The sequence below is a fragment of the Mycetohabitans sp. B3 genome, assembly GCF_021498065.1.
Taxonomy (GTDB): domain Bacteria; phylum Pseudomonadota; class Gammaproteobacteria; order Burkholderiales; family Burkholderiaceae; genus Mycetohabitans.
The window spans coordinates 246,394-269,293 of sequence record NZ_JAHLKN010000026.1; the positions used below are offsets into that span (position 1 = coordinate 246,394).

Consider the following 22,900-nt stretch of genomic DNA (forward strand, 5'->3'; position numbering starts at 1 on the left):
GCCGACATTATCCTCGCGCAGGTTACGACTGCGCTCCTGCGCGCGCCAGCCTCGTTCCGCCAGTTCGTCGATGGTCAGCAGTGCATCGTCGCGCGGCGGGCACGGGTATTGCACTCGGCCAGGCACGCAACAAAAACGGCGGCGGGCGCGGCTTGGTAGCGCGCCACCCGACCTCGGACATCGTCCCCGACTCAACGACTCATGACGGAACACATCGACCCACAACGCAACCCGCGCCGACGCAGCGGTCCAACCTCCTCATCACGATCCCGACAAGCGCCGATCAAGTTTGCGCAAGCCATCCATGCGCTGGCGCGGCACGGCGATCCCGCGGTGGGTAACGTGACGTTCGTGCTCGGCGCCGGGTTCTCCCACGCATGGGACACTCGCTATCCGACCGGCGCCGATTTATTCGACTTTACCGATGACGACTGGACGAGCGAGTCTCCATTCTTGGAAGACTTTCTGCGTATGACGCAGATCGATCGCACTGTCGGGCTAAACCGATCCGCGTTTCTCGACATCGTCTATCAGGTAGGCATGTTGAAAAAGTATCCGCTGATCCGCAACCGATACGTCGATGAGTTTTATCTGGAACTGGTCGAGCGAGAATTGCGCTATGCGGTGCTTCGCAAGTTCCACCAGCACACCACGCCTCCCACCCTAGTCGGCGACACGCTTTCGTTCGGCCAGCCGCTCAGCGACGCACAGACAGCGATCAGTTCGCTGTTTGCCGCGCTGCAGGAGCACGCGGGCGCGGCGTCGACTGGCGAGCGGCCCGCACCCCGCATCGGCGTGAATTTCCTGACGACGAACTACGACTTTGTCATTGAGGCGATGGTAGACACAGCGCTCCGACGTGCCCATTCGCGCGAGTTGTATCGAGGCTTCACGCCGTCCGCGTGGTGCGGTGAGACGGACAGGCGTGCGGTAGCGGTGCCCTTTGCAGGCGGTCATCTGCTGAAACTCAATGGGGGGTTTGAGATCTATCGGCATGACGGTCATTTTGAAGTCGACTATCGTCGCCGCGACACGCAGATACTGCGCAGCAACCCGCCGGATATCATGCTGCCCTCGCGCGCCCAGGACTACGACCAACCCTATTTCCAGGCGCTGTTCCCGAAGGCCGTGCGGCTGCTGCGCGAGTCCCGGATCGTCGTGCTGGTCGGCTACAGTTTCCCCGATGAGGACGCACTGGTGCGACTGCTGCTGCGTCAATTCGCCGAGGCGCCCACCGATGGACGCCAGCGTGCGCTGTACTACATCGATCTCAATGACGTTCAGACACAGCTTGATCATGCAAGAAGCGTCTTTCCCCATGCCAGCGTGTCCGGAGGCCTCGCGGTATTGCCGTGGCGGGGCAGTTTCAGCGAATGGTGCAGTATTGCCGTTCGCTCACTATGATAAAGCCGACGTGCCCCGCACCCGGCGCGCGGGACCCGCTGCCGTCCGGCAGTATCGCACGGCCTGCAGCTGCGAAGCGTGCCCGCCGAAGCGGCACCGTCTGAGCCCTACCACACGTCAACGACCACACGGCGCCGGCGCGTGGCACGGTTCTATTAGGCTTGGCTAGCCTGCGGATTGCCGACCTTCTCGGCAAACTGCGTCAGCTTCTGATCGGTCGCCTTCTCCTCTTCAAGCGTCGCCTTGAGCAACGGCACCGCGTCGTCCTTACCGAGCTGTTTCGCGAGCGCGCACAGCGTGCCGTAAGACGCAATCTCATAGTGCTCTACTTTCTGGGCTGCACCGATCAGCCCCGCATCGAGCACGGGCCCCTTCCCGATTTCGTCCAGCAGTTCCGTGCCTTCCTCGATTAGCCCCTCCATTGCTACGCATTTGATCCGTTTCAGCTTGATGCCGCATTTCTCGACCACCTGATCGATGCGCTCGACCTGCTCATGCGTTTCCTGCAAATGCGTCTCGAAGGCCTGTGCAAGTTCAGGATTCGTGCTGGCGCGCGCTAGCTTGCCAAGTGCGCGTGTCAATTGCTTCTCTGCACTGTAGATCTCAGATAACGAATGGATAAACAGGTCTTCCAAGGTCTTGCGTGCCATCGTGAACCTCCTTCGTCGAACTTTAAAAAACGACGCCGGACGGGTGTGGTTGCGCCGGCCTCGCTTGCCGCGCAACGCCCGTGCCCGGCCATTGGCTGTACAGCTTCGACAAGGCCGCCGCCGCAACGCCAGCGCCCGCTCACCGCGTTAGGCAGACGCAGTCGGGCACAGCAAATGCATCACGCATGACGCTTTGTGACCAGGAGAGGTTATGGTTTTATCCTCGCTTGCGGCGCTGCCCGTTACCGCTGCGATCCGCGCCGACCACACCCACGTGCTGGCGGCCTTCCATCGCTATCGCCCTGACTCGCCCTGGTGGCGCAAGCGCGCGATCGTTAGCGTCGCATGTACTGCGCTGGAGATCCACACACAGCTTGAAGAGGAAATCCTTTACCCGGCACTCGCACGCGTTGATCCGGATGATGACGTACTGAAAAAAAGCAAGCCCGAGCATGACGCGATACGGCAAACGATGGAACAACTGCGCGGCATGGGACCGGACAATGCGGCTTACGACAGTCTTTTCATGCAACTGATGCGTACCGTGATCCATCACGTCGCCGACGAAGAAACCGTGCTGCTACCGCGTGCCGAACGCGCGCTCGAAGCCGAGTTGGCGAGCCTGGGCGCGGCGATGACACGCCGGCGCGTCCAACTACTCGGAGTGCGCCGGCCGGCGCGCATCGCGCTCGATATGGCTGGCACCTTCCCGGTGGCCACGGCGCTGCTGGGCACGCTGACCGGCATCGCCGTATTGCGCTGCTTTGCACTCCATCGCCCCCGCGGTGCATAGCGAGGTCGATCATGCCAGACGCACCGAACGCCCCGAAATCCAAACGCGCAGCTTACCGCTATGCATCGGGCGGCTGGGGCTCGCTGAAGGCAGTCGCCGAAATGCTTACGAAGGAAAAAGTCGCGCTCAAGGATAGCGGCCTGCTGATCCATCAGAACAAGCCCGATGGCTACATGTGCGTGGGCTGCGCATGGGCAAAGCCAGCGCGGCCGCACTTGGCCGAGTTTTGTGAAAATGGGGCGAAAGCCACCGCGTGGGATATCACGAAAAAGCGCGTGACGCCGGACTTTTTTGACGTTCACACGATAAGCGAGCTGGCCACCTGGCATGACCGCGATTTGGAGGCAGCGGGTCGCCTCACCGCGCCGCTGCGCTACGATCGCGCGCAGGACAAGTACGTCGAAGTGAGCTGGCAGCACGCGTTCAATGAAATCGGCCGCGAATTGCGCGCGCTAGATCCCGCGCGGGTGGTGTTCTACACGTCAGGGCGCGCGTCGCTCGAAACAGCTTACATGCTGCAACTATTCGCGCGTCTTTTCGGCACCAACAATCTGCCGGACAGCTCCAATATGTGTCATGAAAGCAGCAGCGTCGGCCTGAAGGAAGCCATCGGCGTGGGCGTCGGCACCATCACGCTCGAGGACTTTGAAAAGACCGATTTGATGTTCTTCTTCGGACAAAACGTCGGGACCAACAGCCCGCGTATGCTGCATCCGCTGCAGCACGCGCGCAAACGCGGCGTGCCGATCATCACGTTCAACCCACTGCGCGAACCGGGACTGATCCGCTTCGCCAATCCGCAGTCGCCCGTGCAGATGCTCACGCCGGCCAGCACGCCAATCAGCACGCAGTACCATCAGGTCAGAAACGGTGGTGACAGCGCCGCGATCATCGGCATCTGCAAGGCCGTGATCGACGCCGATGATTGGGCACGGCAAAATGGTGCACCGCGGGCGATCGATGTGTCATTTATCGAACAGCATACGACCGGCTACGACGCGTTCGCCGATTACCTGCGCAACACAGCATGGACCGACATTGAGACGGCCAGCGGGTTAACGCGTGACGCGTTGCAGGCAGCGGCCGCCGAGTACATGAAGGCCAACGCGGTGATCGCCCACTACGGAATGGGCCTCACACAACACCGGCTGGGTGTGCAAAACGTGCGTCTGCTATGCAATTTGTTGTTCCTGCGTGGCAACATCGGCAAGCCGGGCGCGGGGCCCTCGCCGGTGCGTGGACACTCGAATGTGCAGGGGCAGCGCACGGTCGGCATCACCGAGAAGCCAGAGCTAGCACCGCTGGACCGGCTCGCCGAGCAGTTCTCGTTTGAGCCACCTCGCGAAAAAGGGCTGAACACCGTCGAAACATTCGAAGCCATGCTCGCCGGCAAAATCGACGCAGTGCTGAACCTCGGCGGCAACCTGGTCCGCTCCGTCCCAGACCGCTCGCGCATCGAGCCGGCCTGGCGCAAACTGCGGCTCACTGTCAACGTCGCCACCAAATTGAACCGCTCCCACCTATTGCCGGGCGAGATGTCCTATGTACTGCCCTGCCTGAGCCGCATCGAAATCGATCGACAGGCAAGCGGCGAACAAGCCGTGTCGATAGAGGACAGCACTGCGTGCATTCATGGCTCCCGTGGCTATGCGCAGCCGGCCAGCGACAAGCTGCGCTCGGAGCCTTACATCGTCGCCGGGATAGCGAAGGCCACGCTGGACCCGCGTGCGGGGCCCGACTGGGACGCGTGGCGCGACAACTATGCGCTGGTGCGCAGCGATATCGCCAAAACTTATCCGGACATGTTCGAGGACTTCGAGCGGCGCATGGGGCAACCAGGTGGGTTCCCGCGCCCGCTGCCGGCACGCGAGCGGCGCTTTGCCACGGCATCGAGCAAGGCCGAATTCCTCGTGCCCGCAGCGCTCGGCGAGGACCTGGACATGCTGCAGCGCGATCCGGATGCGCTGCGGCTCATGACACTGCGCAGCGACAATCAGTTCAACACGACGATCTACGCTCATGACGACCGCTTCCGCGGCATCCAGGACTCACGAATGGTCATCCTAATGAACCCGGAGGACATCCGCCGTCGCAGCCTGCACGAGAACGACGTGATTACGCTGCAAACCATCGCGGGCGATGGCGTCGAGCGGCGCCTTAGCGGTCTGCGCGTGCACGCCTACGATGTGCCACTCGGCTGCATTGCCGGATACTATCCCGAGTGCAATGTATTGCTGCCGCTGTGGCATCATGCCGAGCACAGCAAGGTGCCGGCCGCGAAGTCGATTCCGGTCAAGATACTGCGCGACGACGGCCACCGCGACATCAATCCATCGGACGACGGCGCGTCGTCTCCTGCATAGCTGGCCGGCAGCAGGGAAACCCGCTCCCTGTTTACACGCGCGCAATGAAAGTGCCGCGCATGGTCAACAACGCCGGTTCAAGCGCCAAACGGGACGACATCGAGATCATCGAAACGGCTCTCGCCGCGCGAGATCGAATCATGCCGCATGGTCGCGCGCGACAGGGTGGACTTCCCATAGCCGGATTCGCCGACGAGGCCAACGGATTCATCTTGTCCAATGGCAAAGGCTACCCCATCGACTGCATGCCAGGACCATGCCGGCGACGGTGCTACTTCGCGCGTTGCGTCATCTCAGACACGGATGACGACATCAACGCAGCAAATAACAGCGTTAGTCTGCTGGCCGTTCACGCCCGGCGGAAGGCGAGTCCTATCTCCGCGTCATTCCGACTCAGTTCTGGCCCGAGACAAGGGCGGGATAATGATGCTTTGCGTCGTCACAATCGAACGCTCGGAGAAAACGCATGGCTAAGGTATTTCCACTGCACCCGCTGCATCCGGAGCGGATCTGCTAGGGCTGTGACCACTACTGTCCAGCCAGCGACATGCGCTGCGGCAACGGGCAGAGCCGCACCCAGCATCCGGCCGAATTGCTCGGGGACGACTGGTACGACCACGGTGACTGGGATTTTGAGGTCAGCCCGGACGACAGATGCGTCAGGCTCAACAGCGCCAGCGTCGCCCAGCCATCGCAGCCAGTTTCTTGAAAGCACCCTATTTATTAGGGCCCCTTATTGGTAATTATTGAAATCTTTACTGGCGGTTAGGAAAAATCGTTCGCTATTGACACTAAGATCAGAAATTCATTCCGTGAGAAAGCCCGCATTCGCGAGCTTTCTCATGACGATTGACTCTAGAAACCCACCTTGAAATAAGAGTCCTCGCCTCGTACCTTATGCACATAATTCATATTACCCTGGCACCGCCCATATTCCTTTGGGGCATAGAGCGAGCCGGCCCGCCCATCGGAGCCATAAGGGGGTGAAAAAAGTATTTCAGCCAGGGGAATGCTCGCGCAGGAGCTTACTTTTGCATAGTATTCAATAAATCCGCCTTGGCTAGAAAACAGTGAACCCCATGTCGCTGGTACTTTATAGGCGCCAAGCACGACTTGCTGATGCGTTACATAGTCGGTAATGCTGCCTCGCCATACGCGTGGGTCAGCTGAATCCCGAGTAATGGTGAGAAGATACTTCCGGCCATGAACCAACTCGTGCTCGGCCGAGCAACTAACGCCTGCTCCGCCATCTGCGCCGCCTGTGCAACGAGTGGTATCGACGACTTCTGTTCCACTGCCGAACACCGAGAAAGCCGCAAGCGACTTTCCACCCGGACGCGGGCGTACACCCATGTAACCGACGCTGCCGCCCGAAAAACCATACTGCTGGGCAAAGTAGTAGCCAGCCGCATCGGGAGCACGGATCACGGTGATGGGGAAGGTGATTTGGGTGACCGGCGGGGTAGTAGGAATGTGGTAAGAGAGCGATGCCATTCCACCCGGTGTCACAGGCGGGGGAAACATAGCGAATTGCCACTGTCTCATAGAGGTGTAATCACTGGGCCCGCCTTGCGCATCGCACGCGCCAATCTGTATCTCTGCGTTGCTGCCGGCATAGACGCGGGCACAATTATGGCTTGGCTGCACACTTTCCTTGTAGAGGTTTTTTGCGAGTCGAAAGGTACCGCCTTCCAATTTCCACTGCTTTGTCGATAATGGAGCAGATGTATCACCGTTACAGCTTCCCACAATCAGGTCTGTCGACTGTGGCAGAGCTTGTAGGCAGCTGCCAGCCCCCATATCGTTGCGATACTTATTTTGGATTAGATAAGTGCCATCTTCCTGTTCCATGAGCCGCCATTGCCTCATGGAAGTGTAATCACTTGGTCCTCCCTGAGCCTCGCAGACGCCGATCCGCACGGATGTGCTGTTCTCGAATGTGCGCATGCAACTGGCCTGCTTTGCCTCTTGTTTGTACTTGCTTTCTATCAGCCCATAGGCGGATTCCCTTGTCTCAAAGGCCGATACGCATGTTACGCAACCTAAAGTAGCAGCAAACGTCATTGTTACGATGGTTACTCGACGCATAATGCTTATCCTTTCAAGTTTTAAAGTGGAGAAGTTAATTTTTATTTTTATAATTCTTAATTAAGAACTCAACATAGACGGCCGGCCACAGTGTGTCAAGAAGTAGCACGCTTGTTTAGGCAATCGCCTGAGGCCTTCAAACGCAGTATCTGGGTACCACACTGCCAGCTGGCTTGTGAATATGTATGGCCTTGCGTAATCCTTTGGAATCGTAATTCTCCTTCATTTTACGCTCGCACTGTAAATTCCACATATCGCAAATTGCACTTTATTGCGTCGGTTCTTACAAGACGGGCACTTCATCGTTTAATTACACGCTTACTGCGATAATCAGCGGCTACTGCAATGCATCCGTTCACTGTCAAAGTACCTATTGTGCGATCACTCACACCATGTCTAAGCATGATGCGTAGCCACCGTGCGCCGCTTCGTTGAATAAGGCTATTTTGACTATAGACGCCCGGTACGACAAACGCAAGCTTGTCATCTTTGATTGAACCGACAAATTTTAAAAATCAGTACCTGTTCCCCCTACATTAAACCTCATTCGCACGTTTGATGATCGCATGAACACAGTGTTTATTTACACCTCTCACGCAAAATCATACTGTCTTACCCTGGATGAAACCGGTCTCGTTTGCAAAAAAACACGGCGGGGACAGCACCGCCTTACAGCTGCCCGACGTTCAAGTGTGCCACCATTTGCAGCTTCGCTCCGCCTAAGATCATTTAGGTAGAATGCGCTTATGCACAGCCAAGTCGCCGTTGAACGACTCATTCTTCGCGTTATCGGTTAGCTTGCCGAGGTGGGAAAATCGATACTTGACGCCGTTCTCATACGCCCACTTGTCGAGCCCTTGGAGATGAATTCGCTGCCATTGTCTGCCTTGACAAAGCCCAAGCCCCTATACTTCACCGCCAGTTGTAAAACGTCGCATCGCTGGTACCCATCTTGCGGCACACCTCAGCTACCAGCGTGCCCAGCGCTGCCTGTTTCAACGCAAATGCAATCTGCGCGTGGTGCACGGCATGCTAACCAACACGCTGCAGGACAAGCTGCTCGCCAATCAACGGCCACTGCTGTGGGATGTGCTGCTTTTCGTGGTACCTGTCGTGTCCACGACCCTCGCCTCGTTCGATTGCCTGTTCATTGGCATGGGCCAGGACAGTCTCGGATGGCTGCTAATCGACGAAGCGGGACAGGCCACCCCGCAATCGGCCGCTGGTGCGATCGGGCGCAGCCGTCGTGCGGTCATCGTCGGTGATCCGTTGCAAGTTGAACCGATCTTCACCGTGCCGTTGCACGTCACGGAAGCGTTGCGTCACCGCCATCAGGTCGATCCAGCCTGGTCGCCCGCTGACGAGTCGGTGCAAACGCTCGCCGACCGCATCACGCCGTTCGGCTCCTAGATTAGCACGGCGGCCCAATACACCGACGGCAAGACGCGCACCTGGACCGGCATGCCGTTGCGCACGCATCGGCGCTGTAACGATCCAATGTTCTCGGTCGCCAACTGTATCGCGTACGCTGGCTAGATGGTGCAGGGGCGTGTCGATGACGCAGGACAGCCGCTGTCCACGCCTTTTTCTTGTGTCCTCGGCGACAGCGCCTGGTTCGACGTGGCCTCCACACGCATGCACCATCCGGTGTCGGACGACGAGCTGGACGTGCTGCGCCAGTGCCTGACCACGTTGCGGCGATCTTGTGCGACGTGGTAAATTCGACGGCATCGAGGTCGGCACCGTCCACACATTTCAAGGCAAGGAAGCCGCCATCGTCTTCCTCGTACTGGGCACGGCGCCCGGCCAGCAAGGCGCGCGCGCCCGCGCGTGGGCAACCAATACGCCGAACCTGTTCAACGTCGCTATTACCCGCGCCAAATGCCGTTTGTACGTGATCGGCGACGCACAACAGTGGGGTGGTCTGGATTATGTTAGTGAGCTGTACGCCGCGCTGACCGTCGTGCGCGTGCCGTCCAGCATGCAACCGTGCGGGCCGGCGAAAGATACGCCTTTTCTCTTCGACGCGCAGTGCACACATCAAATACCAGCGCGATAGCCACAAAAAGATTACGCAACGACAAACTATCCTCGACGATCATTCCCTCGCCTTTTCGCCGAGCATCCGAAAGATCATCTACACGACGGATGCAATTGAGTCGCTGCATATGCAACTGCACAAGATCATCAAGGCGCGCGACTACTTCCCGCTCAACGAAGCCGCGCTTAAGTTGACATGGCAACGTAGGTTTCCCTTGAGTCGGCGGCGGCAACGCGAGAGGTACAGGTCAACCGCCGACCTTGATCTATCTGTACGTCAACTTCCGATCAGTTTGCGCCCGTAAGATTAGAATTTGTCGTAAAATTCACTCATGAAGCGAATTCCTCGACATCAACTAATCAAACGCCTGCAGACTAACCTGCCCCGCGGAGCGCCGTTCGACGTCGCCACACTGAACCGGCTTGGTGTGTCGTCCCAGCTCGCCGCCCGCTACGTGAGCAGCGGTTGGCTGGTCCGGCTGGCATCGGGCGTATATGCCTTTCCCAACGATGATTTCAATCTCCACGCCACGCTCCGGTTCCTGCAGCAGCGCGTCCCCGGTCTGCACGTCGGCGGCAAAACCGCCCTTGCCTGGCAGGGCGTGCGGCACCAGGTCGGCCGGCGCGAGCCCTTGGTGCTGTGGGGCGATACGCGCTTTGCGCTGCCGTCTTGGTTCACCAGCCGCTTTCCCGCGCGCTATATGTATGCCCGATTGTTCAACTGGCCCGATTCCCCCTTCGCCACCCAGACACTTATCGCACCACCCGATGTCCCGGCTGGTGTTCAGGTCGCGGTCCCCGAACGCGCCGTACTTGAACTCCTGTACGACGTCGGCGTCCGTGAAGGATTGGACGACGCCCATGCGGTCTTCGAAGGCCTGCGCAGCCCACGCAAGAAATTGCTCGGTCAGTTGCTCGCCTGCTGTACCAGCGTGAAAACCGTTCGCCTGTGCCTAACCTGGGCGCGCGAGACCAACCTGCTCGATGTCGATGCACTGCTCGCGCAATTCTCGCTTCCCACCGGTAGCGGCCGGCGCTGGATAAGCCAGCTTCCCGATAGCACACTCCTCGTACTGAGACCGCATGGATAAATTCTTCGCCGACACCGTCCGGTTACTGCTGCGCATCGCGCCGGATGTCTTTGCCAACGATCTCTTCGCGATGAAGGGTGGCACGGCCATCAACCTGTTTGTGCAGAATATGCCGCGTCTGTCGGTCGACATCGACGTCGTCTATATACCCCGGCAGACACCGCGTGAGGAAGCGCTCTCCACCATTCAACAGGAACTGGCTGCCGTCGAACAACGGCTGACTCCGCAAGGAGTACGCACCCGCCTCATCGGCAGTAAGGGTCTCAGCGATACCAAGCTTCTTGTCGAAGATGAAACCAGTCAGGTCAAAATTGAAGTCAATACCGTCTTTCGCGGCACGGCCCTGCCCATCGAACGGCGCGCGTTGTGTGCGCGAACGACGGAACAATTCACTGCGGAACTGGAACTTCCCGTGCTCGCGCTCGACGAACTCTATGGCGGCAAACTCGTGGCGGCCCTCGATCGCCAGCACCCGCGCGATCTGTTCGACGTCTGGCAGCTTTATCAATCGGGCCGACTGACGCATGGCATGATCGAGTGCTTCGTCGTGTATCTCGCCGGCCATAATCGCCCCATCCACGAGGTGCTGTTTGGCCGCGACAAGAATATTACGCGGGACTACGACAGCAGCTTTGTCGGCATGACCGAAGTGCCTTGCAGTCTGGACACGCTGCTCAATACCCGCCAGCGATTACGGCAGGAACTGCCAGCGCACCTGACTCTCGCGCATCGACACTTCCTGCTCGGCCTGGCGCGTGGCACGCCGGACTGGTCACTCCTCGCCATTCCCCACGCTGCCGAGCTGCCGGCACTACGCTGGAAGCTCGCGAACCTTGAGACCTTCCGCCAAAGACGCCCGGCGGTTTTCGCGAAGCATATCGAGGAACTCGAAACGGCCTTCGCTCGCTACTGAGCCGGACTTGAACAATCCGCCCGGCTCATGCAGCAACGCTATGAAGCTGAAACGGTATTGTGGAATTGCAAGAGGCAGCATATTAGCGTGACTTTCCTGCAAATTTCGACGAGGGTTAAATGGATCCGAAGACGCCGATGCCAAAGGGAGATTTTTTCCGCCAGCCGCTACGCGAGCAGATTACACTGACCTTGGCTTAGGTAGTGGTCAACAGCCACCTTCTTCTGTTCGAGCAAGTACTTCGGCCTCGAACGCACATAACCCGATCGCAAATCATGACATTGTTCGTATTCTCGATGCCAGGATTTGAGCGAGTTCTTTGTCGGATACCTCAGCTGACCAATGGTAGCTGCGATGCGCTTTCCTAGTTTTACGTAGCACCGAACCGCTCGAATGAGCTCTTCATACGAGTACATGAACTACCTCCAAGTAGTCCAAGTTTTCTTTCGCGCCTCTCTCTCAAAAAGCCATTTTTGACCAACAGTTAATAGACTATTTCTGGAATGACCCACAGTACATTAGGATTACTATAGTCGAGCAGCGCTTGACGAGTTTCCTCACTAAATCGAGTGCGATCGACAAAAGCTCTGATTTCAATCTTTGCGTCCTCCAAATGCTGGAGAGGCAAAGAGGACATCACCTGCTTCATCTCTTTGAGCACGCTCTGTACATCCGTCTCATCGCCGCTTTCGAGCAGGCGCAGTGCACGCTGCCATAGCTGCTTTGACAGCGTTTCGTTCAAGCCTTTCGTGCTTTTGAGCAGTCCGAGCGCCACCGAGGCACGTTGCTTGGGCAGCACGCGGTGAAAAACGGGGTCAAGTAGCGAAAGCTCGTGCGCGTATTGAGCCGTCGGCAGTGTCGTCAACCCGAACGGTAGGCAACGTAGCGCGCTGTCTAGTTGGTGATCCGGCAGTGCCAGTATCAAGTGCCGCAGATTGGCATAGTGCATGGGCCGGTGTGCGTCCGGCAGCAACCGTATCGAATGGGCCAATGCGCCGATTGGTGCACCCTGATAGGATGGCGGTAAGCGCCGCACCCATGCCAGCAACGTTTCGTAATACTGGACAGTCTTTGCGCTTCTACCACTGCCATGGCGGAAAACGCGGGGCAACAGTATCGCCAGTTCCGCGATCAAGTCCGCTTGTTCGGCTGTGCGCAACGCGGGGAGCCGGCCCCAAAAAGCCTGATATTCGCCCTCGTACCACAACTGTGACGCGTCGTTGTCCAAATATCCGAGCAGCGATGCAACCGCAGCCCACGTGCTGCCCTGCTCAGCGCTACGGCGCTCGGCTTGAGCATATACAAACTTGTATAGCCCATAGACAAACTCGTACACATTGCATCGCGGCTGTGAGCGTGAAAATTGATGTATGGCCCGGATCATGTCATTTTGTATCTGCAAGCCTTGCTTGGGCACACGACCTGCGGCCTCAAAAACTTGTTCGAACGCTGCTTGCTGCTGCTCCCAGCGCATGGCCCTTATTGCGGGCCACAGGGCCTTGAGCGGTTCAGCGCGCAGCGCCGGCTCGACGCGGATACGCTCGATCTCGGTGAGCAGCTGTTGCATCGACGCGTGATCGAGCACGTTCATCCCCGGATCATCCCTGCTCTCTAACGGAGAGAGCGGTACGTTGCGAGCAGCCTTGGCACGTTGCCAGCAACGCCGGCTCAGCCACCTTTCCCGTAGCACGTGGTACGTTTGCTTGTCCACGGTCGACAAGTTGCCGATGTCGTCGAATGGGACATGGTCAGCCACTTGTTGAAGGACTTCTGGCGGCAGATCGTGGTACGTTGTCGGACGGCTTGTTCGGCCTGTTGCTAAGCCATCCGTCAAGCTATTCGTTGCGCTGGCCAACAAGCCTGTCGTCGGGTGTTGCGGCATGCGCGCGCGCTCAGCCGCTGCCAACTTTGGGACATGAGGCGGCGCAGCCGCGGCAGGATGGCCGGCTTGGCGACTCTCCATAGCATAGAGGGCCACTTGAGCACTGTGCGATGCGGCGTTCGGATCAAAGTCCATGGCAAGCTCGATAAGGGATAAGGCATGAGGCACGCGCAACGCGAAGCGATGCTGCACAGCAGGCTAGCCCAAAGCGGTTGGATCAGCGCAGTGGCGAACAAAAATGATGAGATTAATGGCGGATCATGCCATTGGTTACCTGACATCTGAGCCATTCGCCCGAGCACTGAAGGAGCTCAGCGGTTTTTAACCTCGGACGCTCACTGCGGTCTGGATTAAAACCGGAGGTAGGTCAGGCAAGCGCCCCGAAGATAAGGGCACCGACCACGCTCCAGACCTACCCGCAGCCTTGCTAATCGATTTTCCAACCTTAGAACTTTGGCCTGTTTCTCCGCCGCCACGAGGTCCGCCCCACAGTGCTCGCAGGGATCGCCACCGAAGCCGTCGATTAGGTTTGGGGGAATGCTGCGGCACAGATAGTAAACGCCGCCGCGCCGCGTCAGGTGTGTTGCCACCCGACTCTCCACTAGCTCACGTGTAACACGCACGTAATTTGCGTAGCAATCGGAACAGGCGACAAATAAAGAAAACCCCGGTTCTCCGTGAAGAACCGGGGTTTCCACCGCCCTATACCGAAGTACTGGCGGAGACGGAGGGATTCGAACCCTCGATCCAGGTTTTGGCCCAGATGCTCCCTTAGCAGGGGAGTGCCTTCGACCTCTCGGCCACGTCTCCCGAAACTTCGCTCGCGTAGGGAGTCCACGCGACGAAGGCAAGATCATAGCGGCTCTACGCGATCACGTCAATTCATAAGACGCTACAACGGGCGCGCCACGATCGGCAGCCGCCAATGCGACAGCCACCGCTCAATCCGCCTGGTCGAGTTCGAACGCTTTATGAAGCGCGCGCACGGCAAGCTCCATGTACTTTTCGTCGATCAACACCGAGATCTTGATTTCGGACGTCGAGATCATCTGGATGTTGATGCCCTCCTCTGACAACGTGCGGAACATCTTGCTAGCGACGCCCACGTGCGAGCGCATGCCGACGCCGACGACCGATACCTTCGACACCTTTGGATCGCCCAGCACCGTCTGCACATTCCCATGTCCGTCGGACTGGTTGAGGATGTCCATCGCGCGCTGGTAGTCGCCACGGCCAACGGTGAACGTGAAGTCGGTCTTACCGTCCACGCTGGTGTTCTGGATGATCATATCAACGTCGATGTTGGCGTCGGCGACCGGCCCGAGGATCTGGTAGGCAATGCCTGGCTTGTCGGGCACGCCCATGACTGCAATGCGCGCTTCGTCACGCTGAAAGGCGATACCGGAGATAACGGCTTGTTCCATTTTCTCGTCTTCTTCAAAGGTAATCAGGGTGCCCGAACGCATTTCGTCGTCCAGCGGCATCAGCGGATCAGTCAGGCTCGACAACACGCGCGTCTTGACCCGGTATTTGCCAGCAAATTCGACCGATCGAATCTGCAGCACTTTGGAGCCGAGGCTGGCCATCTCCAGCATCTCCTCGAACGTGACCCGATCAAGCCGGCGTGCCTCTTCGACAACGCGCGGGTCGGTCGTGTACACGCCGTCTACGTCAGTGTAGATCAAGCATTCGTCGGCGCGCATCGCGGCCGCGATCGCGACTGCCGACGTATCGGAGCCCCCCCGACCCAACGTGGTGATGTGGCCGTCAGGATCCACGCCCTGAAAACCCGTGATGACGACGACCTTGCCGGCATCCAGGTCGGCCAGCACGCGTTTATCATCAATCTCGCTAATGCGAGCCTTCGTGAACGCGCTATCGGTCTTGACCGCAACCTGCCAGCCTGCATAGCTGACCGCGTTGACGCCTTCTTCCTGCAGTGCAATCGACAACAGGCCAACGCTGACCTGCTCGCCCGTCGAAGCGATCATGTCGAGTTCACGCGGACTAGGCTGCGCCGACATTTCCTTCGCAAGCGCGAGCAAGCGGTTGGTTTCACCGGACATCGCGGACGGCACGACGACCAACCGGTGACCCGCCTTGTGCCACTTCGCGACGCGCCTCGCGACATTCCTGATGCGCTCGACCGAGCCCATCGAGGTGCCGCCGTATTTATGGACGATGAGTGCCATTGTCGTTATGAGCTAGAGGGGAAACCACGCCGGCGCGCACGCGGGGTCGTTCGACAAAAAGGGACACAAACGAGAAGCGGCGCCGTCAGCGCGTGCACGCCTGCCCAATCGAGAAAAATCGGGGAAAGCCAGACGAGCAAACCGGTAACCCTACCGTATGCCGGTGCACTTGACAAGCGAAAATGCGTGCCACGCCGCCGCGCGCCCGCGGCCGGGGATCATGCAAGCAATATGTCCGGGCGCCATTCGATCCGCACCCGACCTCTGCCCGCGACGTTGGGATCGACGCCCAGCCCAGGCACCCATAGCAACATGTCGCCGACGAACAACAACGGGACATCGCGTCGCCAGGCCGGCACCGCCGCCTCTTGGAAAAGGTTCTTCAACGTGCGAAGCGGGCCACCGGCGCGCAAGCGCATGCGCTCGCCGCCGCGCCGGCCGCGCACCGTGAGCGGCGCGCATTCGAGGACGCTGCGCTGCACCCCCTGCTCATCATCGGCATCACACAGCACGAAAACAATCGCCCCTCGCCACGCCGGCAGCCGCCAGACCGCCTGGCCCGACCATCGCAACTCGGCGCTCGGCGGCATCGCGTCATGGCTGGCCGCCCCGTCATCCTGGCGTTCCCACCAGACTCGGTTGCGATACAAGCGCAAGCAATGTTCGTTGTGCTCGATCCGCAGCGCTGCGTCGTCACCAGCCTCACGCAATTGGCGCAGTATTTCATCGACGCGCGCTGCGGATGCCGTCGCCAGCCCCGCCTTGCGCATCCAGAAGCGCAACAGATTGACCGCGCGCTCGTCACTGAGTTCAACCAGCGCACGCCGCGATAACGTTGGACCCACGGGCACCGATGCATCGGATCGCTTCAAGGTCACGACGGCAGCACGCCGGCTGGCAAACGTGCATGCACGCAGATCGATCATGGCCAAATCTTCGAGCAGACGCTGCGCGGCGGCGGCATGCCGGGCCGTTCGCGCTAGCGCGTCGCGATACCCGGGAAAATGGACGGCCAGCGTCGGCGTCACATGTCGCCGCACCGCATTGCGCGCATACCGAGGGTCTGCATTGGATTCATCCTCGATCCAGCGCAGTGCATGCTGACGCGCATACGCGTCGAGAGAAGCCCGCAGTACCGACAATAAAGGCCGCACGTGGACGAGCCCGTTCGGCAGCACGCGATGCAACGGCATCGCGGCGAGTCCGGGCAGCCCCGCACCACGCAGTAATTGCAGCAGCACGGTCTCGGCTTGGTCGTCCGCGTGATGGCCGAGCCACAGCATGCGCACGCGATGGGCCGCGCACATCTGTTCGAGCGCTGCATAGCGGGCGTCACGCGCCAGCGCTTCGACGCTGTGCTGTGGCGTGCGCGCGATCGCAACAGCGCGGCAATCGAAAACGACGCCGAGCCGGCACGCCACGTCGGCGCAATGGCTGCGCCAGGCATCGGCATGAGGACTGAGCCCGTGATGAACGTGCAACGCGACACACCGGCACGCGCCGAGCACGCGAGTCGCCGCATGCAGGAGCACCGTGGAGTCGAGGCCCCCACTGAAAGCGATCGCAACGGACTCATCGCCATGCAGCGCGGCGACCTGTGCTGCCACCGCACCGAGAACCAGACGCTCGACCGATGATTCGTCCGCAGTCGTCATCCGCTTACCCGTATGGATGTCACCCGGCGCGTGCCGCGTTACGCTGTTAGTTGCCGAACGGGCCGACCTTGTATTTACCGTAGTTCATCAGCCGTTCGAAGCGGCGGGCACACAGATCATTTGAACTCATGCCCTGGAATTGTCGCAGCGAGTCAGCCAGCGCGCGACGCAGCATCGCGGCCATGCCTTTTGGATCCCGATGTGCACCGCCCAGCGGCTCGTTGACGATCTTGTCGATCAGGCCGAGCGCCTTGAGCCGGTGCGCGGTCAAGCCCAGCGCCTCCGCTGCCTCGGGTGCCTTCGCCGCACTCTTCCATAGGATCGACGCACACCCTTCCGGCGAAATCACCGAATAGGTCGAGAACTGCAACATCAACACGCTGTCGGCGACGGCAATGGCCAATGCGCCGCCGGAGCCGCCCTCGCCAATGATCGTCGCGATCGTCGGCACTTTCAACTCGGCCATCACATAGAGATTGCGACCGATGGCCTCGGACTGACCTCGTTCCTCGGCGCCCACGCCCGGATACGCACCCGGCGTGTCGATGAACGTGAAAATCGGCAAGTTAAATTTCTCAGCCACCCGCATCAGCCGCTCAGCCTTGCGATAGCCTTCCGGACGCGACATACCGAAGTTGCGCAACGCGCGCTCCTTCGTGTCGCGTCCCTTCTGCTGACCAATCACCATGCACGGATGACCATTGAAGCGCGCCAGGCCACCGATGATCGACAGATCATCGGCAAATGACCGGTCACCGTGCAATTCGTGGAAATCCGTGAACAACTCGTTCACATAGTCGAGTGTATAGGGGCGCTGCGGATGCCGCGCGATCTGTGACACCTGCCAAGGCGACAGGTGCGCATACAGGTCCTTCGTCAGTTGCTGACTTTTCTTGGACAGCCGCTCGATCTCTTCCGAAATATCGACGGCCGAATCATCCTGCACGAAGCGCAATTCTTCGATCTTTACTTCGAGCTCCGCGATCGGCTGCTCGAAATCCAGAAAGGTGGTCTTCATTTGTTCGAATCCTTGAACTATCCGGCAGCGCGTATTCTAACCGCGTGTCGCCTTACCGGAACCGGCTCTGAACTATCGCATCGGCGTTCTGATAGTTACCGATGCGATGCTGGCAGCGGACATTGCGTCACCATGTCCAACCTGCACCCGATGGCGCGGGCTAAGCCTGCGCGCTCAGCGGTTCCAGACTGCGCCACATGTACCACGTCGCGACAGTACGCCACGGCTCCCAATTCGCCGCGACCTCCCTGGCTTCACTGCGCGTGACCGGCTCGCCGCTGAAATAATTGACACTGATCGCACGGATCAGCCCGAGGTCATCCAGCGGCAGCACGTTCGGGCGCATCAGGTTGAAAATTAGAAACATTTCGGCGGTCCAGCGACCAATTCCGCGTATCTGCGTAAGCTCGCCAATGACCGCCTCGTCATCCATCGACGCCCATGATGCGATATGCAGCGCACCGGACGTAAAATGCTGCGCAAGGTCCAGGATGTACTCCGACTTGCGCTTGGACAATCCGCACTCGAGCAATCGCGGCTGCCCAAGCTTCACGATGCGCGCCGGCGCAATCGACGGGCATGCGGCCGCGAGCCGCGCCCATATCGCCTGCGCAGCGCTGACCGAGATCTGCTGCCCCACGATGGAACGGGCAAGCGTCATAAACGGATCGCCGCGCACCATCAAGTGAACGGGCCCGAACTGCGGAATCAACTTTTTCAGGATACGATCGCGACGAACCAGGTCTGCGCACGCACGGTCCCAATATTCGGGTCGAGACGCGGCGGACATCCGCTCCTGCAATGCGGCCGGCACCGATGCCTCGGACGCCGGTGCGGCAGCTTTGCGCGCCAGCCCAACGTCTGACTCCGGCGAACGCGCCTGGCGCACTGGCTCAGCCCCCGACACCGACGCGCGCGCGCTGCGTGCCGGCTCCACGTTCGAGGCTGCACGAGGCGCGCGTCGTGGCGCGGCGTCTTCGTCAAGCCCATTGGTGTGCGTCACACGCGTACGGGCCGTGCCGCGCTTTGCCGCCGCTGTCGTCGCCTCCGGCGGCGCCTTCGCCTCAGTGCTGCGCGCCGCCTTCTTGGCCGTTGCCATCTCGCCTCCTGACTGCGGACTCATGCCAACGCCGCCGCGCTTCACACGCGTCGCCATTCGGTCTTTCCACCCGGTTTGTCTTCGAGCACGACACCGGCATCGAGCAATGCCGCTCGGATCCGGTCTGCTTCGGCATAGTTCTTCGCGCGCTTGGCCTGCGCGCGGGCTTCGATTTGTTCGTCGATCTGCGCAGCATCGAGCAGCGCAAGCCCCTGCGCAGCGGGCGCGCTTGCCTGTAGATATTCGCGCGGATCGCGCCCGAGCATGCCCAGTACGCCGGCCAATCCCTTGAGCTGGCGCGCCAACGCGGGATCGCCAGTACGGTTCAAGTCCGTGACCAGGTCGAACAACGTTGCGAACGCAACCGGTGTGTTGAAATCGTCGTTCATCGCGGCGCGGAATGCCGCCGCATGACGCTCGCTCCAGTCCAGCGCATGACCGTCCGGCGTGACATCCTTGAGCGCAGTATAAAGCCGCGTGAGCGCCGCGCGCGCGTCATCCAGGTGCGGATCACTATAATTCAGCGGCGAGCGATAATGCGCGCGCAGAATCAGCATTCGGATCACTTCGCCGTCATAGCGCTGCAACACGTCACGCAGCGTGAAGAAGTTGCCAAGTGATTTGGACATCTTCTCATTGTCAACGTTGACGAACCCGTTGTGCAACCAGTAGTTGACGAAAGGCTGGCCAGTCGCGCCCTCGCTCTGCGCGATCTCATTCTCATGGTGAGGAAATTGCAGGTCCTGGCCGCCGCCGTGGATGTCGAACCGCTCGCCGAGCAACGCGCAACTCATGGCCGAGCACTCAATGTGCCAGCCCGGTCGCCCGCGCCCCCATTTCGAATCCCAGCCGGTGTCGGGCGGCTCGCCGTCCTTTGAGCGCTTCCACAGCACAAAATCGAGCGGATCCTCCTTGGCGTCGTTCTGCGCCACGCGCTCACCCGCGCGCAGATCCTCGAGCGACTTGCCGGACAACTGGCCGTATGCGGCAAACTTGCGCACCGCATAATTGACGTCGCCATCACGGCCCTGGTACGCATAGCCGTTGCGCTCAAGCGCGTCGATCATGCCCAGCATCTGCGCAATGAATTGCGTGGCGCGCGGCTCATGGTCCGGGCGTTGGATGTTCAACGCCGCCTCGTCCTCGTGCATTGCCTCAATGAAGCGCTCGGTCAGCGCGCGAATCGGCTCGCCGTTGTCCACCGCGCGACGAATGATTTTGTCGTCGATGTCGGTGATATTGCGCACATACGTGACACGATAGCCAAGCGTGCGCAGCCAGCGCTGGATCATGTCGAACACGACCATCAGCCGACCATGACCGACGTGGCAATAGTCATAGACGGTCATACCGCATACGTACATGCGTACTTCGCCATCGTGCAAGGGAACGAAGGTCTCTTTGTTGCGACTGAGCGTGTTATATAGACGGAGCTGATCCATAGAAAAACGTTGCGTGCGCCGAGCGCTGTCAAACGCAGCCGGCCGCGACACTCACGCGATACGCCACCCGCTTCGCGCGAGGGTGTCGCACGGCCACACGGCCGCCGACGTGATCCGTTCGGGGAGACGACTGGGTCGGATGCGGCCACGAGTGGCGCGAAGACCGTTGACTGTTCTTCTTTTCGGGAACAGCCGGACGTTTGTTAGAATGGGCTGAAGTATAACACCGTGAAAAGAGCCTATGAACATGACCCGCGGTCGCATCGCGCTTGCGGCAATGAGCTTCTTGGTCGCCGCCGGCACAGCGCAAGCGCAGGTTTCGCCCGCCGTCGCCGACGGCACGCCCGAAATCGACGCCGCGATCGCGCAGCACGACTGGGCCGGCGCGCTCACGCGGCTCGACGCGCGCGTGCGCTCGCACCCGCGCGATGCGCAGGCGCGCTTCAAGCGCGCTAATGTGCTCGCGCAATTGGGCCGCGACGACGACGCGATAACCGCGTACACGGCGCTCACGCAAACCTATCCAGAACTGCCCGAGCCGTACAATAACTTGGCCGCGCTGTATGCGAAGCGCGGCAAGTTGGATGAAGCCCGCGTGGCGCTCGAGACGGCGCTGCGCGCCAGTCCAGGCTATGCGCTCGCGCAAGCCAACTTGGGCGACCTCTACCTGCGGCTGGCGGCGGAGTCGTTCAAGCGCGCCAGCGCGCTCGATTCACGTGACGCGTATTCGGCGCGGCGCAGCCGGCAGCTCACGCAACTGATGAGCCCGCTGGCGCGCGCCGATGCACGGCCTAGCGCCACCGATGCACCGCATGGCGCCACCGACGCACAACCCGGCGGCGCCGGCGCACCGCAGGGCGACGGCGAGGCACCGGCCGGCCGCGCGGTGGCGGTGCCGACCACACCGCCACCACAGAACGCGACGCCGAACTTCCCGACAATCGTCCCGGGCACCAGCGCGGCGCCTGCGCTCGCCCCCTATATGGCGCCGCAGACGACACAACCTTGATCCGTCCGCCCCGGCCTGCGCCGTCGCGGGCGTGTTGCGCTGCACGCGGCGCACGAGGTGTTTTTTCAACCGATGCCCTTAACACAGGAGCCGAAACATGAAACTGCTGCTGTCCACCCTGCTTGGCACGGCGTTCATCGCGTCAGCGCCGGTGCATGCCCAATCCAATGCCGGAACTCGCCAGGCGGGCGCAAGCCATCCGAACGTGCTATTCAACACGTCGATGGGCGAGGTTCGCGTCGAACTGTATCCGGAGAAAGCGCCACGCACAGTCGATAATTTCATCCAGTATGTGGCATCAGGCCAATACAACAACACGATCTTTCATCGCGTCATTCGCGGCTTCATGATTCAAGGCGGCGGTTTCACACCGGAGATGAAGCAAAAGCCCACACGGGCGCCGATCCCACTGGAAAGCCGCAACGGGCTGAAGAATACGGCCGGTTCGATCGCGATGGCACGCACCAGTGATCCGAACTCGGCAAGCGCTCAATTCTTCATCAATACGGTGGACAATCCGAATCTCGATTACCCGAATCCTGACGGCCACGGCTATGCAGTATTCGGCAAAGTCATCGCTGGCTTGGACGTCGTCAAGAAGATTGAGGCGACGCCCACCACCCTGCGCGGCAGCTTTTCAGACGTGCCGCAAAAGCCCATCGTGATCCAATCGGCCACGGTGGTGTCCAAGTAAGAACGCCGTTGCAGCGCAACCGAGCGTAACCCTCATTCAACCGACACGGACAAGGAACGAACATGGTCGAACTACACACGAATTACGGCGTCATCAAGCTGGAATTGAACGCCGAAAAGGCGCCCAAGACGGTCGATAACTTCTTGAACTATGTGAAGAAGGGCCACTATGACAACACGGTGTTTCACCGCGTGATCAACGGCTTCATGATCCAGGGGGGCGGGTTCGAACCCGGCATGAAGCAAAAGCCAACCGATGCGCCGATCGACAACGAGGCGAACAACGGACTGAAGAACGAGGTCGGCACGATTGCGATGGCCCGCACCAACGATCCGCATTCAGCGAGCGCCCAGTTCTTCATCAACGTCAACGACAACGACTTCTTAAATCACAGCGCGCCGACGCCGCAAGGCTGGGGCTACACCGTGTTCGGCAAGGTGGTCGAAGGCATGGACGTGGTCAACAAGATCAAGGCGGTGCGCACCGGCAGTAGCGGCTTTCACCAGGACGTGCCGCTGGAAGACGTCGTGATCGAGAAGGCCGTCGTCGTCTGAGACCGGAACGCGC

Annotated in this window: 18 protein-coding genes, 1 tRNA gene and 6 pseudogenes; 12 read left to right on the top strand and 13 right to left on the bottom strand. The window is 60.1% G+C overall.

Features of this window, described 5'->3' with window-relative positions; genetic code table 11:
• The first annotated feature begins 201 nt into the window (after positions 1-201).
• Positions 202-1,404, top strand: a complete 1,203-nt coding sequence (locus KQH55_RS07640; RefSeq protein WP_083703683.1) for an SIR2 family protein — start codon at positions 202-204, stop codon at positions 1,402-1,404.
• Positions 1,405-1,559: 155 nt separating this feature from the next.
• Here KQH55_RS07640 and KQH55_RS07645 read toward each other — a convergent pair whose 3' ends face one another.
• Entirely contained in the window at positions 1,560-2,054 is a 495-nt protein-coding gene (locus KQH55_RS07645; protein ID WP_076786803.1) for a ferritin-like domain-containing protein, read from the bottom strand.
• Between the two features lie 211 nt (positions 2,055-2,265).
• Here KQH55_RS07645 and KQH55_RS07650 point away from each other — a divergent pair, with 211 nt between their 5' ends.
• Together KQH55_RS07650 and KQH55_RS07655 are read left to right on the top strand one after the other, a co-directional pair.
• Positions 2,266-2,847, top strand: coding sequence for a hemerythrin domain-containing protein (locus tag KQH55_RS07650; RefSeq protein ID WP_076786801.1), 582 nt, complete (start codon positions 2,266-2,268; stop codon positions 2,845-2,847).
• An 11-nt stretch (positions 2,848-2,858) separates the two neighbouring features.
• Complete coding sequence (locus KQH55_RS07655) at positions 2,859-5,210, top strand: FdhF/YdeP family oxidoreductase (RefSeq protein ID WP_235090543.1); 2,352 nt, start codon at positions 2,859-2,861, stop codon at positions 5,208-5,210.
• A gap of 77 nt (positions 5,211-5,287) precedes the next feature.
• On the opposite strand, the pseudogene KQH55_RS07660 reads toward KQH55_RS07655, so the two are convergent.
• Positions 5,288-5,437: pseudogene (locus tag KQH55_RS07660) on the bottom strand (ATP-binding cassette domain-containing protein); the annotation flags it as partial.
• Between the two features lie 239 nt (positions 5,438-5,676).
• On the opposite strand from KQH55_RS07660, the pseudogene KQH55_RS07665 reads away from it, so the two are divergent.
• Positions 5,677-5,919, top strand: a pseudogene (locus tag KQH55_RS07665) (DUF3079 domain-containing protein).
• Between the two features lie 146 nt (positions 5,920-6,065).
• Here KQH55_RS07665 and KQH55_RS07670 read toward each other — a convergent pair.
• From KQH55_RS07670 to KQH55_RS07680, 3 genes and pseudogenes are all read right to left on the bottom strand, one after another.
• Positions 6,066-7,274: an RICIN domain-containing protein gene (locus KQH55_RS07670; protein WP_235090544.1), complete on the bottom strand. Its 1,209-nt coding sequence runs from the start codon at positions 7,272-7,274 to the stop codon at positions 6,066-6,068.
• 779 nt (positions 7,275-8,053) lie between these two features.
• A pseudogene (locus KQH55_RS07675) lies at positions 8,054-8,190 on the bottom strand (IS3 family transposase); the annotation flags it as partial.
• A 23-nt stretch (positions 8,191-8,213) separates the two neighbouring features.
• Positions 8,214-8,324, bottom strand: a pseudogene (locus tag KQH55_RS07680) (transposase); the annotation flags it as partial.
• 3 nt (positions 8,325-8,327) lie between these two features.
• On the opposite strand from KQH55_RS07680, the gene KQH55_RS16870 reads away from it, so the two are divergent.
• The 5 genes and pseudogenes from KQH55_RS16870 to KQH55_RS07700 all read left to right on the top strand — a co-directional run bounded on the left by KQH55_RS16870 (position 8,328) and on the right by KQH55_RS07700 (position 11,342).
• Positions 8,328-8,708 (top strand): AAA domain-containing protein, encoded by a 381-nt coding sequence (locus tag KQH55_RS16870; protein ID WP_237573915.1) that lies wholly within the window; start codon positions 8,328-8,330, stop codon positions 8,706-8,708.
• 295 nt (positions 8,709-9,003) lie between these two features.
• The gene (locus tag KQH55_RS16875) at positions 9,004-9,357 is read left to right on the top strand and encodes an AAA domain-containing protein (protein ID WP_237573917.1); all 354 of its coding nucleotides are present in this window, start codon (positions 9,004-9,006) and stop codon (positions 9,355-9,357) included.
• Positions 9,358-9,406: 49 nt separating this feature from the next.
• Positions 9,407-9,538: pseudogene (locus tag KQH55_RS07690) on the top strand (IS256 family transposase); the annotation flags it as partial.
• A 132-nt stretch (positions 9,539-9,670) separates the two neighbouring features.
• Positions 9,671-10,429: a type IV toxin-antitoxin system AbiEi family antitoxin domain-containing protein gene (locus KQH55_RS07695; protein ID WP_076795535.1), complete on the top strand. Its 759-nt coding sequence runs from the start codon at positions 9,671-9,673 to the stop codon at positions 10,427-10,429.
• A complete protein-coding gene (locus KQH55_RS07700) occupies positions 10,422-11,342 on the top strand; it encodes a nucleotidyl transferase AbiEii/AbiGii toxin family protein (RefSeq protein WP_076795537.1) in 921 nt (306 codons plus the stop codon). The genes KQH55_RS07695 and KQH55_RS07700 overlap by 8 nt, the downstream gene beginning before the upstream one ends.
• Before the next feature lie 182 nt (positions 11,343-11,524).
• Here KQH55_RS07700 and KQH55_RS07705 read toward each other — a convergent pair.
• The 8 genes and pseudogenes from KQH55_RS07705 to cysS all read right to left on the bottom strand — a co-directional run.
• Positions 11,525-11,758: pseudogene (locus KQH55_RS07705) on the bottom strand (IS3 family transposase); the annotation flags it as partial.
• Between the two features lie 68 nt (positions 11,759-11,826).
• On the bottom strand, positions 11,827-13,359 hold the full coding sequence (locus tag KQH55_RS07710; RefSeq protein ID WP_235090545.1) for an F-box domain-containing protein: 1,533 nt from the start codon (positions 13,357-13,359) through the stop codon (positions 11,827-11,829).
• A 581-nt stretch (positions 13,360-13,940) separates the two neighbouring features.
• Positions 13,941-14,034, bottom strand: a tRNA-Ser gene (locus KQH55_RS07715).
• Positions 14,035-14,165: 131 nt separating this feature from the next.
• Complete coding sequence (locus tag KQH55_RS07720; RefSeq protein ID WP_076795542.1) at positions 14,166-15,416, bottom strand: aspartate kinase; 1,251 nt, start codon at positions 15,414-15,416, stop codon at positions 14,166-14,168.
• Positions 15,417-15,634: 218 nt separating this feature from the next.
• Positions 15,635-17,071 (bottom strand): tRNA lysidine(34) synthetase TilS, encoded by a 1,437-nt coding sequence (gene tilS / locus KQH55_RS07725; protein WP_076795545.1) that lies wholly within the window; start codon positions 17,069-17,071, stop codon positions 15,635-15,637.
• Positions 17,072-17,117: 46 nt separating this feature from the next.
• Positions 17,118-18,089 carry an acetyl-CoA carboxylase carboxyltransferase subunit alpha gene (locus KQH55_RS07730; protein WP_076795547.1) on the bottom strand — a complete coding sequence of 324 codons (972 nt, stop codon included), beginning with the start codon at positions 18,087-18,089 and terminating at the stop codon, positions 17,118-17,120.
• 160 nt (positions 18,090-18,249) lie between these two features.
• The gene (locus tag KQH55_RS07735) at positions 18,250-19,188 is read right to left on the bottom strand and encodes a DNA-3-methyladenine glycosylase (RefSeq protein ID WP_076797220.1); all 939 of its coding nucleotides are present in this window, start codon (positions 19,186-19,188) and stop codon (positions 18,250-18,252) included.
• A 41-nt stretch (positions 19,189-19,229) separates the two neighbouring features.
• A complete protein-coding gene (cysS, locus tag KQH55_RS07740) occupies positions 19,230-20,630 on the bottom strand; it encodes a cysteine--tRNA ligase (protein ID WP_076795550.1) in 1,401 nt (466 codons plus the stop codon).
• 247 nt (positions 20,631-20,877) lie between these two features.
• On the opposite strand from cysS, the gene KQH55_RS07745 reads away from it, so the two are divergent.
• The 3 genes from KQH55_RS07745 (at position 20,878) to KQH55_RS07755 (ending at position 22,887) form a co-directional block, all read left to right on the top strand.
• The gene (locus tag KQH55_RS07745) at positions 20,878-21,639 is read left to right on the top strand and encodes a tetratricopeptide repeat protein (protein ID WP_235090546.1); all 762 of its coding nucleotides are present in this window, start codon (positions 20,878-20,880) and stop codon (positions 21,637-21,639) included.
• 97 nt (positions 21,640-21,736) lie between these two features.
• On the top strand, positions 21,737-22,333 hold the full coding sequence (locus KQH55_RS07750) for a peptidylprolyl isomerase (RefSeq protein WP_076795552.1): 597 nt from the start codon (positions 21,737-21,739) through the stop codon (positions 22,331-22,333).
• A 62-nt stretch (positions 22,334-22,395) separates the two neighbouring features.
• Positions 22,396-22,887, top strand: coding sequence for a peptidylprolyl isomerase (locus KQH55_RS07755; protein WP_076786763.1), 492 nt, complete (start codon positions 22,396-22,398; stop codon positions 22,885-22,887).
• The last annotated feature ends 13 nt before the right edge of the window (positions 22,888-22,900 follow it).